This is a genomic window from Streptomyces sp. NBC_00683 (assembly GCF_036226745.1).
Lineage (GTDB): Bacteria > Actinomycetota > Actinomycetes > Streptomycetales > Streptomycetaceae > Streptomyces.
On the sequence record NZ_CP109013.1, the window covers coordinates 4,083,482 to 4,098,546 of the forward strand.

Here is a 15,065-nt window from a genome sequence, read left to right on the forward strand (position 1 = left end):
GGGCAGTCACGCCATGCGAGACCCGCTGTCCGCGTTGTCGGATGCCTTCACCGCCTTCCTGTTCGGGAAGGTGGAGACGACCCGGCTGCCGGTCCGTACGTCGACGGGCCAGGCCCAGGCCGTCTACCTGCCGACCGCCGCGCCCGGCCTCGGCGACTCCGGCGTGATCATCGGGCGTGAGGTGTACTCCGGCAAGGGCTACATCTACGACCCCTTCCAGCTGTACGGGCAGCAGCTCCCCGCCCCGCACTGGCTGGTGCTCGGCGAGTCCGGCAACGGCAAGTCGGCGCTGGAGAAGACGTACGTGCTGCGCCAGCTCCGCTTCCGCGACCGGCAGGTCGTCGTCCTGGACGCCCAGGGCGAGGACGGTGTCGGCGAGTGGAACCTCATCGCCCAGGAGCTGGGTATAACCCCCATCCGGCTGGATCCGACCGCCGCGCTGAACGACGGGATCCGGCTCAACCCGCTCGACCCGTCGATCACCACGACGGGCCAGCTCGCCCTGCTCCGCACGATCATCGAAGTCGCCATGGGCCACGGCCTCGACGAGCGTTCCGGCTTCGCGCTCAAGGTCGCGCACGCCTACGTGAACGAGACCACCGGCGACCGCCAGCCGGTCCTGATGGACATCGTGGAGCAACTGCGCCACCCGGAGCCGGAGTCCGCCGAGGCGATGAACGTCGACATAGACGACGTACGGGCCTGGGGCCTTGACGTCGCCCTCGTCCTGGACCGGCTGGTCGACGGTGACCTGCGCGGCATGTTCGACGGCCCGACGACGATCGGCATCGACCTCGACGCACCGCTGATCGTCTTCGACCTCTCGCACATCGACCGCAACTCCATCGCGATGCCGATCCTGATGGCGATCGTCGGCGTCTGGCTGGAGCACACCTGGATCAGGCCCGACCGCAAGAAGCGCATCTTCCTGGTCGAAGAGGCCTGGCACATCATCAACTCGCCCTTCGTGGCGCAGCTCTTCCAGCGGCTGCTGAAGTTCGGGCGACGGCTCGGCCTGTCCTTCGTGGCGGTGGTCCACCACCTCAGCGATGTCGTCGACGGGGCCGCGGCGAAGGAAGCGGCGGCCATCCTGAAGATGGCCTCGACACGGACGATCTACGCCCAGAAGGCCGACGAGGCCAGAGCGACGGGCAAGGTGATCGGCCTGCCCAGGTGGGCGGTCGAGATCATCCCGACGCTGACCCCGGGCATCGCGGTCTGGGACGTCAACGGCAACGTGCAGGTCGTCAAGCACCTGATCACCGAGGCGGAACGCCCCCTGGTGTTCACCGACCGCGCGATGACCGAGGGTTCGACGTCCGACATGCTCCCCGAGGACGTAAGGGCCGCAGAGCTGGAGGCGGAGCAGCGGGCGGCGCGGATCGAGCACCAGCACCGGCTGAACGAGTCGTCCGAGTCAACGGTGGCATGACATGGCACGCCAGGCACCATCCCGTACGGAGCGCGGCGGCGAGGGCCAGGGCGGCATCCCGGACGGCCTGCTGATCGGCCTCCTGGCCTTCCTGTTCGGGCTGACCGTGCTGGCCTGGACGGCCACGGGGCTGGCCGGACTGTTCGCGCACGGGGCCTGGCCGACGGGCGTCACCTTCACGCGGACGCCGCTGGCCCTGCGTGCGCTGGCCCTCGCACCGCAGGACCTCCCGGCGGCCTGGCCGGACACTCCGGCGGGCGAGCTCTCCGGGTACGGCTTGTTCTGGGGCCTGTTCATCGGCGAGTTGATGGTGCTGCTGGTCCTGACGGTGTTCGTCGTGGGGGTGGTGGCCCGCTGGCGGATGGTACGGAAGCAGAGGGCCGCGGCAGCCGATCCGTACGAGCCCGAGCGCGAGCCCGTACACCGGCCGAAGCCCGAGCCCGAGCCGGTACGTCCTGTCGCACCGGCGCCCGTGGTCGTCGAGGCAGCCCCCGTGCGCGAGTACGAGCGCGAGCCCGCTCCCGCGTCCGTCCCCTCCCCCCGCACGCCCCTCCTCGTCTACGGGACCGCCGCCACCCGCCGCCCCACCGTCGTCCAGGCCATCCGGGAAGCCGGCGGCCCGGCTCTCGTCGTCACGTCCGACCCCACGGTCTGGGCCGAGACGAAGGACGCCCGCAGCAAGCTCGGCCCGGTCCTGGTCTACGACCCGGGCCATCTCTGCGACACCCCGGCCCGCCTCCACTGGGCGCCCACCGCCGGCTGCGAGGACCCCGCCACCGCAGCCGCCCGGGCCGCGGCCCTGCTCGCCCCGGTCCGCCCGTCGGCCAGGGTCGACAGCTCCATGGCCGACACCGCCGAAACGCTTCTGCAGTGCTGGCTGCACGCCGCGGCCGTGGACGGCCGCCCCTTCCGCCAGGTCCACCGCTGGGCGTCCGGAGGCAGCGCCCATGAACCGGTGCGCCTGCTCCGTACCCACCCCAGGGCCGCCTCCGGACTCGCCGGGCTGCTGGAGTCCGCGCTCACCGCGTACCCCGAACGCCGCGAGAGCGCACAGGAGCTGACGGTACGTGCCTTCGCGGCCCTCTCCTCGGTCCACATCCGCGAGGCCTGCACACCCAACCGATCCGATTCGCTCGGACTGGAATCTTTTGCGGGTGAGGGGGGAACGCTCTTTGTGGTCGGCGAACCCATCGAGGATCCTCGCCACCGTCCCGGTGCGATGCCCCTGCTCACCGCACTCGCCTCACACGTGGTCGAGCACGGCCGCCGCATGGCCGCACGGTCAACCGACGGTCGGCTCGACCCACCAATGACCCTCGTCCTCGACGACGTCGCGGCCGTGGCTCCGCTTCCCCAACTCCCGGAGCTGCTGTCGACCGGCGAGGACCAGGGGATGCCGACCCTGGTCCTGCTCCGCTCGCAGGAACAGGGCCGGGCCCGCTGGACGCAGCGGCTGCAGCTCCCCGGCACCGGAATCCGCTGAGCCCACCGCCTGAGGTCACGGGGCCGCAGGGCCCCTAGGCCCGCTCGATCACGAACTCCAGTTCCCGCGCGGCCGGATCGTCCGGCGCGGGCACGGTGCGTCCCGACGGCACGAAGCCGAACCTCCGGTAGAACGCCGCGGCCCGGGGGTTGTGCTCGTGGACGTACAGCCGCACCCGCTCGACACGGGGAGCGGACAGCGACCAGGCCCAGTCGACAGCCGCCCCGAACAGCGCGTCGGCCACCCCGCCGCCCCGCGCCTCGGGCCGGACGAACACCCCGACCACATGCGCCTGGTCGACCTCGGCAGCCTCCCCGAAGCGCACCTCCTGCGCGGGCCGCTCCACGAGCACCGACGCGGTACCCACCCACCGGCCGTCGGGGGCCTCGGCGACGAACTGCCGGACCTGCACACCGTCGGCGGCATCCGTCGTCCGCTGCTGCCAGAACGAGTCGGGCATGGCCAGCGCATGCTCGTACGTCTCCGCGAAGGCGACCGAAGCGACGGGATCCTGCAGGGCGGCCAGCCGGATCTCCCTGGCCAGGGGCCATTCCTCGGCCCTCACCGCTCGTATGACGTGTTCCATCCGGCGATGGTGCCCCGCCGCACGCGTCCAGGCAAACGGGATACCACCGTCACCTCAGCCGTCCAAAGTGAAGGCGTTCTTGGCGCGCGTGACGGACTCCTCGGAGGCCGGACCGCCGGGGTTCTCGGTGGCCAGGTCCTGGTTGAGGGTGACGAAGGGGCGCATCCGCTCCTCGTAGCGGGCGTAGGCGGCGGTGTGGTCTCCCTGCGCCCGGGCCAGGCTGTCGGCCAGCACATGGGCGCCGACGAGAGCCAGGCTGGTTCCCTGCCCGGAGAGCGGGGAAGGGCAGTAGCCGGCGTCGCCGAGCAGGGCCACCCTGCCCCGCGACCAGTGGTCCATGCGGATCTGCGCCATGGCGTCGCAGTAGAAGTCGGGCGCCTTCTGCGCCGCCTCGGCCAGGCGTGGGCCTTCCCACCGCAAGGACGCGAGCCTGTCCACCACGATGCGCCGGAGAGCAGCGGTGTCGTGGGCGAGCGGGCCGGACTCGAAGCCGAAGGCGATCCTGAGTTCGGAGTTGTCGCGTACGGGCATGATGCCGAAGCCCACGTCGCCGTCGCTCAGCCACATCTGCCAGTTGTCCAGGGCGAGGAAGTTGTCCGCGCTGAACACCGACAGATAGCTGCCCAGATGGTGCGCGAAGCGTTCCTCCGGCCCGAAGGCCAGGCGCCGTACGGCCGAGTGCAGACCGTCGGCACCGATGACGAGGTCGAAACGGCGGGACGGCCCGTGCGCGAAGCCGACCTGGACACCGGACCCGTCCTCGTCGAGCGCTGTGATGCTGTTGCCGAAGAGGTACTCGACGCCTTCCTGCGTGTGCTCGTACACGAGGTCCACCAGGTCGTCGCGCAGCAGCTCGATGTCGTCGCTGTCGAGCCGCCCGCTGCTGAAGGTCGCCTCCGTGGACCGGTCGATCTCCTGGCCCTCCGGATCGAGGACAGACATCCCCCGCATGCGGGTACGGACCTGTCGTGCCCGCTCCAGCAGGCCCATCCGCTCGACGACATCGAGTGCGACACCCCGCACATCCACGGCCTGCCCGCCGGCGCGGGGGCCCGTCCCGCGTTCGACGACGGTCACCCCGAAGCCGTGGCCGCGCAGCCGGTGGGCGAGTGCCGGACCGGCGATGCCGCCGCCGGAGATCAGAACAGTGTGCATCAGAAGCTCCTCTCGTACGGTGTACGCATCTGAACGTACGGCGTACGCGTGATCGCTTCAACTGGGCTTATTTCCCTTCTGTACTAGGCCAGTTGCCCGCTGACACCCATCCTCGCTGCTACCCTCTGCACTAGTACAGAAGAGAGAGGTGCGAGACCGTGACGAAGCCCACAGCCGTGAGGGAGGAGCCGCCGTACCTGCGCATCGTCGCCGAGATCCGGCGCCGCATCCGGGACGGCGAACTGGCCCCCGGGGACCGGGTCCCCTCGACCCGTCAGATCGCCAAGGACTGGGGCGTCGCGCTCGCCACCGCCACCAAGGCCCTGACCACCCTGCGCCTGGAGGGACTGGTCGAGGCCAGGCCCAGGACCGGCACGGTCGTCGCCGCGGCCGCTCCCCTCACACCGCCCCGCAGACGTCAGACCGCCGCCCCGTCCTCCTCCGCACCGTCCTCCGCCACCACGCCCCCCGACGATCAGGAGCTGACCCTCGAGCGCATCGTCCGCACCGCCGTCGACATCGCCGACACCGAGGGGCTCTCGGCGCTCTCCATGCGCGGTGTCGCGGCCCGGCTCGGAGTCGCGGCCATGTCGCCCTACCGGTACGTGCCCAGCAAGGACGACCTGGTCCTGCTCATGGCCGATGCCGCGTTCGGCGAGAGGTTCTACCCCGCCGACGTTCCGCAGGGCTGGCGTGCCCGCGCGGAGCTCGGTGCGCGAACCCTGTGGGCCCTGCACCGCAAGCACCCGTGGCTGGCCCAGCTCGACTCCCTCACCCGCCCCCTGCTGGTGCCCAATCTGATGGTCCACGGCGAATGGTCCCTGAGCGCCCTCGACGGCCACGGCCTCGCGCCCACCCAGCTGTTCGACATCCACGTACTGCTCTACAGCCACGTCCAGGGCCTGGCGGTGCACCTGGAGCGGGAGGCGAACGCGGCGGCCACCACGGGCCAGTCGGAGGACCAGTGGATGGACAGCCGCGCCCCCGACCTCCAGAACCTGGTGGACTCCGGCCGCTTCCCGACGTTCGCCAAGGTGGTCGGGGCCTTCGAGGACGGCTACGACCTGCGCCTCGACACACTCTTCGAGCTCGGCCTCAAGGCCCTCCTCGACGGACTCGCACCCGTCATCGAGGGACGGGGCGGGCGCCAGGAGTAACGGCCCCGCGCGTCGTACCCCGGTACTACGGCAGCACCCGCGTCCCGCCCCCGGTCGGACGACCGCCGGCAGCAGGCTCCGTAGCGTCGGCCGCATGATCAGGGCATACGAACTCAGCAAACGCTACGGAGACACCACCGTCGTCCAGGACCTCGACTTCACGGTCCGGCCCGGCACCGTCACCGGCTTCCTCGGCCCCAACGGTGCGGGGAAGTCCACGACCATGCGCATGCTCCTCGGCCTGGACGGCCCCACACGCGGCCGTTCCACGGTCGGCGGGCGCGCGTACGCCACCCACAGCGCACCCCTCACCGAAGTCGGCGCCCTGCTGGAGGCCCGTTCCGTCCACCCCGGCCGGACCGCCTTCAACCACCTCATGGCGCTCGCCCACACACACGGCATCCCGCGCAGCCGCGTCGACCACGTCCTCGACCTGGCCGGGCTGACCGCGGTCGCCCACAAACGCGTCAAGGGTTTCTCACTCGGCATGGGCCAACGGCTCGGCATCGCCGCCGCACTCCTCGGCGACCCGGCGACCCTCATCCTGGACGAGCCCGTCAACGGCCTCGACCCGGAAGGCGTGCTCTGGATCCGTAACCTCCTCAAGTCCCTGGCCGTACAGGGCCGCACGGTGTTCGTCTCCTCGCACCTGATGAGCGAGACGGCCCTCACCGCCGACCACCTGGTCATCATCGGACGCGGCCGGCTCCTCGCGGACACCACGGTCGCCGACTTCGTGGCCACGGCGGGCGGCGCATCGGTCAAGGTCGTCACCCCTCAGGCCCCGGAGCTGCGTGCACTCCTCGGGGGTCCCGGCATCGACATCACCCACACCACGGGCGCGGAACCGGGACAGCTGGAGGTCCGCGGCACGGACGCGGCACACATCGGCCGCCTCGCCGCCGCCCACGCCATCCCGCTGTACGAACTCACCCCCCGCACCGCCTCCCTGGAGCAGGCCTTCATGGACCTCACCCAGGAGTCGGTCGAGTACCGGATCACCGCCCCCGAACCGAGCGGAGTCCCCGCATGACGACCGCCCCCGCCACCACCCAGGCGTACCGCGTCACCCCGGCCCGGGTCCTGCGCTCCGAAGCGCACAAGCTCCGGACCCTGCGCTCCAGCTGGATCACCCTGGGCTCCGCCGCCGCCCTCGTCCTGTCCGTCGGCATCATCATGGGCGCGACCTACACGTCCGACGGCGGCGACTCGGACGTCGACACGGTCATCCTGGTCCTCTTCGGCTCCACACTCGGCACGCTCTGCACGGTGGTGCTCGGCATCCTGGTCACCGCGGGCGAGTACTCGACGGGCATGATCCGCGCCTCGCTCACCGCCGTACCCGCCAGACTCCCCGTCCTGTGGGCCAAGGCGGCGGTCTTCACCGTCACCGTCCTCACCGTCATGGCCGGCGCCGCACTCATCACCTTCGCCGCAGCCCAGCTCTTCCTCCACGACACCGACCAGGCCGCCTCCCTCAGCGAACCGGCCGTGCTCGGCGCGGTGCTCGGCAACGCCGCCGGCACCACGTTCCTGAGCCTGATCGCCCTCGGACTCGGCGCCCTGATCCGCTCGGTGCCGGGCGCGATCGGCGCCTTCATCGGGGGCGTGATGGTCCTTCCGGAGGTCCTGAGCATGCTCCCGTACGACGCGGTGGAAACCGCCGTCCGCTACTTCCCCACCCAGGCCGCAGGCGTCCTCGGCTCCGCCACCCCGCTCCCCGGCGCGGCGCCCGTCGGCGGAGCCCTGCTCGCCCTCGTGCTGTGGTGCGCGGCAAGCCTCGGAACGGCAGCGCTGCTCCTGCGACGCCGCGACGCATGACGCCCGCGAGGCCGGAGGCGAGGATGTACGGGTGACGGACGACGACGATACGAACCGGCTCGCGGGCCCCACCCCGCTCACCGGGCACATCCAGCGCCTGCTCCAGCGCATACGCGCGTACGACCGGCGCCGGCCCGCCGTCTGGAACGGGATCACCGCGGCGTTCTGGGTTCTGTTCGCCGTACTCGACATCTCCACGGGCGGCTGGCGCACCGTGGCCGTTGACCCGGACGTGCCCGCGCCGCTGGTGCTCACGATGAGCCTGGCGTTCTCCGCCCCGCTGCTGTGGCGCCGCAGCCATCCTCTGGCCGTTCTCGTGTTCATGGCCCCGTTCTCCCTGATCAACGTCTGGACGGGGGCGGTCATCCAGGCCGTGTTCCTCCAGGAGATCGTGGTCTTCAACATCGCGGTCCGGCTGCCGCTGCGCGCCCTGGCGTGGTCGGGGGCGATCGTGATCGCCCCGCTCGTGATCGCCTCGGGCCACTTCCCGGACGGCTGGGACCGGCTCTTCCTCCCGCATCTCTGGGCGTTCGCGTTCGCGGCCCTGCTCGGCATCGTGGTCCGTACGCGCAAGGAGTACACCGAGGCGCTCGTCGACCGCGCCAACCGCCTGGAACTCGAACGCGACCAGCAGGCCCGCCTCGCTGCAGCCGCCGAACGCACCCGGATCGCCCGGGAGATGCACGACATCATCGGCCACAACCTGTCCGTCATCACGGGCCTCGCGGACGGTGGTTCCTACGCCGCGGCCAAGAGCCCCGAACGGGCCGCCCAAGCGCTGGACGCCATCGGAACGACGAGCCGTCAGGCCCTCGCCGAACTCCGCCGGCTGCTCGGCGTCCTGCGCGACCACCCCGCCGAGGCCGACCGAACCCCGCAGCCCACCCTGGACGACATCGACGCCCTGCTCGCGGGTGTACGGCGAGCGGGCCTCCCGGTACGTCTTCACCGCCGCGGCACACCACCGCCCGAAGCACTCACCGCGGGAAGGCAACTGACGGTCTACCGGGTCGTACAGGAAGCCCTCACCAACACGCTGAAACACGGCGGCACGCACCCGGACCTCGCGGCGGAGGTCACCCTGACCTACCGGGCGACGGAGCTGGAGGCCCTGATCACCGACAACGGAACCCCGCGACCCGAACCCGTCCCGCCCGACGGCACCGCGCAGGGAATCACGGGGATGCGCGAACGCGCTTCCCTCTACGACGGCACACTCGAAGCGGGCCCGCCCGCCACATCCGGCTGGCAGGTACGGCTCCGGCTCCCTCTGGAGGACTTCCCCTCGTGACGACCGTGCTCATCGCCGACGACCAGGCGATGCAACGCTTCGGCTTCCGCATGCTGTTGGAGAGCCAGGACGACATGACAGTCGTCGGCGAAGCCGCCAACGGCCACGAGGCCCTCCAACTCGTCGCCCGGCACCAGCCGGACGTCGCGTTGATGGACATCCGGATGCCCCTGCTCGACGGCATCGAAGCCACCCGGCGCATCGTCAGGGCCGGCGCCCCCACCCGCGTCCTGATCGTCACCACATTCGACCTCGACCGGTACGCGTACGACGGGCTGCGCGCAGGCGCCAGCGGCTTCCTGGTCAAGGACGCCCTGCCGGAGGAACTCCTCTCCGGCATCCGGGCCGTGGCCGGCGGTGACGCGGTGGTCGCCCCGAGCCTGACCCGCCGGCTCCTGGACGCGTACGTACAGCATCTGCCGTCCGCCCCCGGCGGACCCGCCACCCAGGACCCGCGGATCGCCGCACTCACGGGACGGGAGAGGGAAATCCTCACCGTCATCGGGCAGGGCTGGAGCAACACGGAGATCGCGGAACGGCTCCACCTCGCAGAATCGACCGTGAAGACGCACGTCTCGCGCATCCTCGCGAAGACAGGAGCGAGGGACCGCGTCCAGGCGGTCATCCTGGCCTATGACACGCACCTGGTGACCCCGGCCTGACAACCCGAAAGGGTTTTGAACGCAGAAAAGCCCCGTGCCACAAGGGCACGGGGCTTTCCCGGAATAATTGTTCGGCGGCGTCCTACTCTCCCACAGGGTCCCCCCTGCAGTACCATCGGCGCTGAAAGGCTTAGCTTCCGGGTTCGGAATGTAACCGGGCGTTTCCCTAACGCAATGACCACCGAAACACTATGAAATTAACCAACACCGGATGAAAACACGGCCGTTCGTTATTTCAGAACTAACACAGTGGACGCGAGCAACTGAGGACAAGCCCTCGGCCTATTAGTACCAGTCAGCTCCACCCGTTACCGGGCTTCCACATCTGGCCTATCAACCCAGTCGTCTACTGGGAGCCTTAACCACTCAAGGTGGTGGGAATACTCATCTCGAAGCAGGCTTCCCGCTTAGATGCTTTCAGCGGTTATCCTTTCCGAACGTAGCCAACCAGCCATGCCCTTGGCAGGACAACTGGCACACCAGAGGTTCGTCCGTCCCGGTCCTCTCGTACTAGGGACAGCCCTTCTCAATATTCCTACGCGCACAGCGGATAGGGACCGAACTGTCTCACGACGTTCTAAACCCAGCTCGCGTACCGCTTTAATGGGCGAACAGCCCAACCCTTGGGACCGACTCCAGCCCCAGGATGCGACGAGCCGACATCGAGGTGCCAAACCATCCCGTCGATATGGACTCTTGGGGAAGATCAGCCTGTTATCCCCGGGGTACCTTTTATCCGTTGAGCGACAGCGCTTCCACAAGCCACTGCCGGATCACTAGTCCCGACTTTCGTCCCTGCTCGACCCGTCGGTCTCACAGTCAAGCTCCCTTGTGCACTTACACTCAACACCTGATTGCCAACCAGGCTGAGGGAACCTTTGGGCGCCTCCGTTACTCTTTAGGAGGCAACCGCCCCAGTTAAACTACCCATCAGACACTGTCCCTGATCCGGATCACGGACCCAGGTTAGACATCCAGCACGACCAGAGTGGTATTTCAACGACGACTCCACAACCACTGGCGTGGCTGCTTCAAAGTCTCCCACCTATCCTACACAAGCCGAACCGAACACCAATATCAAACTATAGTAAAGGTCCCGGGGTCTTTCCGTCCTGCTGCGCGAAACGAGCATCTTTACTCGTAGTGCAATTTCACCGGGCCTATGGTTGAGACAGTCGAGAAGTCGTTACGCCATTCGTGCAGGTCGGAACTTACCCGACAAGGAATTTCGCTACCTTAGGATGGTTATAGTTACCACCGCCGTTTACTGGCGCTTAAGTTCTCAGCTTCGCACACCCGAAAGTGCACTAACCGGTCCCCTTAACGTTCCAGCACCGGGCAGGCGTCAGTCCGTATACATCGCCTTACGGCTTCGCACGGACCTGTGTTTTTAGTAAACAGTCGCTTCTCGCTGGTCTCTGCGGCCACCCCCAGCTCAGGAAGCAAGTTCCCTCACCAGTGATGGCCCCCCTTCTCCCGAAGTTACGGGGGCATTTTGCCGAGTTCCTTAACCATAGTTCACCCGAACGCCTCGGTATTCTCTACCTGACTACCTGAGTCGGTTTAGGGTACGGGCCGCCATGAAACTCGCTAGAGGCTTTTCTCGACAGCATAGGATCATCCACTTCACCACAATCGGCTCGGCATCAGGTCTCAGCCTTAATGTGTGACGGATTTACCTACCACACGGCCTACACCCTTACCCCGGGACTACCACCGCCCGGGCTGGACTACCTTCCTGCGTCACCCCATCGCTTACCTAGTACAAGTCTGGTTCATCGGCTCCACCACTACCCTCAACTCCGAAGAGATCGGGCCGGCTTCACGGACTTAGCATCGCCTGATTCAGTATTGGGCGTTTCAAAGCGGGTACCGGAATATCAACCGGTTGTCCATCGACTACGCCTGTCGGCCTCGCCTTAGGTCCCGACTTACCCTGGGCAGATCAGCTTGACCCAGGAACCCTTAGTCAATCGGCGCACACGTTTCTCACGTGTGTATCGCTACTCATGCCTGCATTCTCACTCGTGAACCGTCCACAACTCGCTTCCGCGGCTGCTTCACCCGGCACACGACGCTCCCCTACCCATCCATACTCCCGTTGGGGATATGTGTATGAATGACACGACTTCGGCGGTACGCTTGAGCCCCGCTACATTGTCGGCGCGGAATCACTTGACCAGTGAGCTATTACGCACTCTTTCAAGGGTGGCTGCTTCTAAGCCAACCTCCTGGTTGTCTCTGCGACTCCACATCCTTTCCCACTTAGCGTACGCTTAGGGGCCTTAGTCGATGCTCTGGGCTGTTTCCCTCTCGACCATGGAGCTTATCCCCCACAGTCTCACTGCCGTGCTCTCACTTACCGGCATTCGGAGTTTGGCTAAGGTCAGTAACCCGGTAGGGCCCATCGCCTATCCAGTGCTCTACCTCCGGCAAGAAACACACGACGCTGCACCTAAATGCATTTCGGGGAGAACCAGCTATCACGGAGTTTGATTGGCCTTTCACCCCTAACCACAGGTCATCCCCCAGGTTTTCAACCCTGGTGGGTTCGGTCCTCCACGAAGTCTTACCTCCGCTTCAACCTGCCCATGGCTAGATCACTCCGCTTCGGGTCTTGAGCGCGCTACTAAATCGCCCTATTCGGACTCGCTTTCGCTACGGCTTCCCCACACGGGTTAACCTCGCAACACACCGCAAACTCGCAGGCTCATTCTTCAAAAGGCACGCAGTCACGACTGCATGTGCAAGCACATACAGCGACGCTCCCACGGCTTGTAGGCACACGGTTTCAGGTACTATTTCACTCCGCTCCCGCGGTACTTTTCACCATTCCCTCACGGTACTATCCGCTATCGGTCACCAGGGAATATTTAGGCTTAGCGGGTGGTCCCGCCAGATTCACACGGGATTTCTCGGGCCCCGTGCTACTTGGGTGTCTCTTAAACGAGCCGTTGATGTTTCAGCTACGGGGGTCTTACCCTCTACGCCGGACCTTTCGCATGTCCTTCGCCTACATCAACGGTTTCTGACTCGTCTCACAGTCGGCAGACTATGAAAAAGAGATCCCACAACCCCGTATGCGCAACCCCTGCCGGGTATCACACGCATACGGTTTGGCCTCATCCAGTTTCGCTCGCCACTACTCCCGGAATCACGGTTGTTTTCTCTTCCTGCGGGTACTGAGATGTTTCACTTCCCCGCGTTCCCTCCACACTGCCTATGTGTTCAGCAGTGGGTGACAGCCCATGACGACTGCCGGGTTTCCCCATTCGGAAACCCCCGGATCAAAGCTTGGTTGACAGCTCCCCGGGGACTATCGTGGCCTCCCACGTCCTTCATCGGTTCCTGGTGCCAAGGCATCCACCGTGCGCCCTTAAAAACTTGGCCACAGATGCTCGCGTCCACTGTGCAGTTCTCAAACAACGACCAGCCACCCATCACCCCGCCCTAACAGGCGAGTTCACTGGGGCCGGCAACCGAAGATCCAGACTCAACGAGCCCGTACCTTCAGATACCCAACAGCGTGCCCGACCCGATCAACTAGTTCCCATTTTCCACGCCGAAGCAGTACTTACGAAAACCAGCCAACCGTGCCGAATAGTCAACGTTCCACCCATGAGCAACCACCGTCGAACATTTGCCGACGAAATGGTCTCTGGATTCCCCGAAGAGAATCTAGATGCTCCTTAGAAAGGAGGTGATCCAGCCGCACCTTCCGGTACGGCTACCTTGTTACGACTTCGTCCCAATCGCCAGTCCCACCTTCGACAGCTCCCTCCCACAAGGGGTTGGGCCACCGGCTTCGGGTGTTACCGACTTTCGTGACGTGACGGGCGGTGTGTACAAGGCCCGGGAACGTATTCACCGCAGCAATGCTGATCTGCGATTACTAGCAACTCCGACTTCATGGGGTCGAGTTGCAGACCCCAATCCGAACTGAGACCGGCTTTTTGAGATTCGCTCCGCCTCGCGGCATCGCAGCTCATTGTACCGGCCATTGTAGCACGTGTGCAGCCCAAGACATAAGGGGCATGATGACTTGACGTCGTCCCCACCTTCCTCCGAGTTGACCCCGGCAGTCTCCTGTGAGTCCCCATCACCCCGAAGGGCATGCTGGCAACACAGAACAAGGGTTGCGCTCGTTGCGGGACTTAACCCAACATCTCACGACACGAGCTGACGACAGCCATGCACCACCTGTATACCGACCACAAGGGGGGCACCATCTCTGATGCTTTCCGGTATATGTCAAGCCTTGGTAAGGTTCTTCGCGTTGCGTCGAATTAAGCCACATGCTCCGCTGCTTGTGCGGGCCCCCGTCAATTCCTTTGAGTTTTAGCCTTGCGGCCGTACTCCCCAGGCGGGGAACTTAATGCGTTAGCTGCGGCACCGACGACGTGGAATGTCGCCAACACCTAGTTCCCAACGTTTACGGCGTGGACTACCAGGGTATCTAATCCTGTTCGCTCCCCACGCTTTCGCTCCTCAGCGTCAGTAATGGCCCAGAGATCCGCCTTCGCCACCGGTGTTCCTCCTGATATCTGCGCATTTCACCGCTACACCAGGAATTCCGATCTCCCCTACCACACTCTAGCTAGCCCGTATCGAATGCAGACTCGGGGTTAAGCCCCGAGCTTTCACATCCGACGTGACAAGCCGCCTACGAGCTCTTTACGCCCAATAATTCCGGACAACGCTCGCACCCTACGTATTACCGCGGCTGCTGGCACGTAGTTAGCCGGTGCTTCTTCTGCAGGTACCGTCACTTGCGCTTCTTCCCTGCTGAAAGAGGTTTACAACCCGAAGGCCGTCATCCCTCACGCGGCGTCGCTGCATCAGGCTTTCGCCCATTGTGCAATATTCCCCACTGCTGCCTCCCGTAGGAGTCTGGGCCGTGTCTCAGTCCCAGTGTGGCCGGTCGCCCTCTCAGGCCGGCTACCCGTCGTCGCCTTGGTAGGCCATTACCCCACCAACAAGCTGATAGGCCGCGGGCTCATCCTTCACCGCCGGAGCTTTTAACCCCGTCCCATGCAGGACAGAGTGTTATCCGGTATTAGACCCCGTTTCCAGGGCTTGTCCCAGAGTGAAGGGCAGATTGCCCACGTGTTACTCACCCGTTCGCCACTAATCCACCCCGAAGGGCTTCATCGTTCGACTTGCATGTGTTAAGCACGCCGCCAGCGTTCGTCCTGAGCCAGGATCAAACTCTCCATGAATGTTTTCCCGTAATCGGGAGAGCACCATAAAAGAGCGGGACAACCAACCGGAATAGGGCTGGTCATCCACAGCGTCCTCGCTGATGTTGCCTACCCGCCACATGGGCCAGTAGGACTTCAAAGGAACCACCAACCCACCGAAGTGGGCCGGGGTATCAACAAATTTGGCGTTGACTTTTGGCACGCTGTTGAGTTCTCAAGGAACGGACGCTTCCTTCGGTCCCGTTTCACCGGGGCCCTCCGGGCGCTTCCCTTCGTT

9 protein-coding genes and 3 rRNA genes are annotated in these 15,065 nt (G+C 65.8%); 7 read left to right on the plus strand and 5 right to left on the minus strand.

Going from position 1 to position 15,065, the window contains the following annotated elements:
- Positions 1-13: 13 nt before the first annotated feature.
- Together OG257_RS18315 and OG257_RS18320 are read left to right on the plus strand one after the other, a co-directional pair.
- Positions 14-1,432 (plus strand): ATP-binding protein, encoded by a 1,419-nt coding sequence (locus tag OG257_RS18315; protein ID WP_329208792.1) that lies wholly within the window; start codon positions 14-16, stop codon positions 1,430-1,432.
- Position 1,433: 1 nt separating this feature from the next.
- A complete protein-coding gene (locus OG257_RS18320) occupies positions 1,434-2,915 on the plus strand; it encodes a type VI secretion protein (RefSeq protein ID WP_329208793.1) in 1,482 nt (493 codons plus the stop codon).
- A gap of 34 nt (positions 2,916-2,949) precedes the next feature.
- Here the strand turns inward: OG257_RS18320 and OG257_RS18325 are convergent, their stop codons facing one another.
- Both OG257_RS18325 and OG257_RS18330 read right to left on the minus strand, forming a co-directional pair.
- Positions 2,950-3,501: a GNAT family N-acetyltransferase gene (locus tag OG257_RS18325; protein ID WP_329208794.1), complete on the minus strand. Its 552-nt coding sequence runs from the start codon at positions 3,499-3,501 to the stop codon at positions 2,950-2,952.
- 54 nt (positions 3,502-3,555) lie between these two features.
- Positions 3,556-4,656, minus strand: a complete 1,101-nt coding sequence (locus OG257_RS18330; protein ID WP_329208795.1) for an FAD-dependent monooxygenase — start codon at positions 4,654-4,656, stop codon at positions 3,556-3,558.
- 158 nt (positions 4,657-4,814) lie between these two features.
- Here OG257_RS18330 and OG257_RS18335 point away from each other — a divergent pair, with 158 nt between their 5' ends.
- From OG257_RS18335 to OG257_RS18355, 5 genes are all read left to right on the plus strand, one after another.
- Positions 4,815-5,813: a GntR family transcriptional regulator gene (locus OG257_RS18335; protein ID WP_329208796.1), complete on the plus strand. Its 999-nt coding sequence runs from the start codon at positions 4,815-4,817 to the stop codon at positions 5,811-5,813.
- 94 nt (positions 5,814-5,907) lie between these two features.
- Positions 5,908-6,846, plus strand: coding sequence for an ATP-binding cassette domain-containing protein (locus OG257_RS18340; RefSeq protein WP_329208797.1), 939 nt, complete (start codon positions 5,908-5,910; stop codon positions 6,844-6,846).
- Positions 6,843-7,634, plus strand: coding sequence for an ABC transporter permease (locus OG257_RS18345; RefSeq protein WP_329208798.1), 792 nt, complete (start codon positions 6,843-6,845; stop codon positions 7,632-7,634). Before OG257_RS18340 ends, OG257_RS18345 begins: the two co-directional genes overlap by 4 nt.
- A gap of 31 nt (positions 7,635-7,665) precedes the next feature.
- Positions 7,666-8,925, plus strand: a complete 1,260-nt coding sequence (locus OG257_RS18350; RefSeq protein ID WP_329208799.1) for a sensor histidine kinase — start codon at positions 7,666-7,668, stop codon at positions 8,923-8,925.
- The gene (locus OG257_RS18355; protein ID WP_329208800.1) at positions 8,922-9,587 is read left to right on the plus strand and encodes a response regulator transcription factor; all 666 of its coding nucleotides are present in this window, start codon (positions 8,922-8,924) and stop codon (positions 9,585-9,587) included. The genes OG257_RS18350 and OG257_RS18355 overlap by 4 nt, the downstream gene beginning before the upstream one ends.
- 69 nt (positions 9,588-9,656) lie before the next feature.
- On the opposite strand, the gene rrf is transcribed toward OG257_RS18355, so the two are convergent.
- The 3 genes from rrf to OG257_RS18370 form a co-directional block, all read right to left on the minus strand.
- A 5S ribosomal RNA gene (rrf, locus tag OG257_RS18360) occupies positions 9,657-9,773 on the minus strand.
- Between the two features lie 79 nt (positions 9,774-9,852).
- Positions 9,853-12,977 (minus strand): 23S ribosomal RNA (locus OG257_RS18365).
- Between the two features lie 303 nt (positions 12,978-13,280).
- A 16S ribosomal RNA gene (locus OG257_RS18370) occupies positions 13,281-14,806 on the minus strand.
- The 16S, 23S and 5S rRNA genes sit together here, the layout of an rRNA operon.
- Positions 14,807-15,065 lie beyond the last annotated feature (259 nt).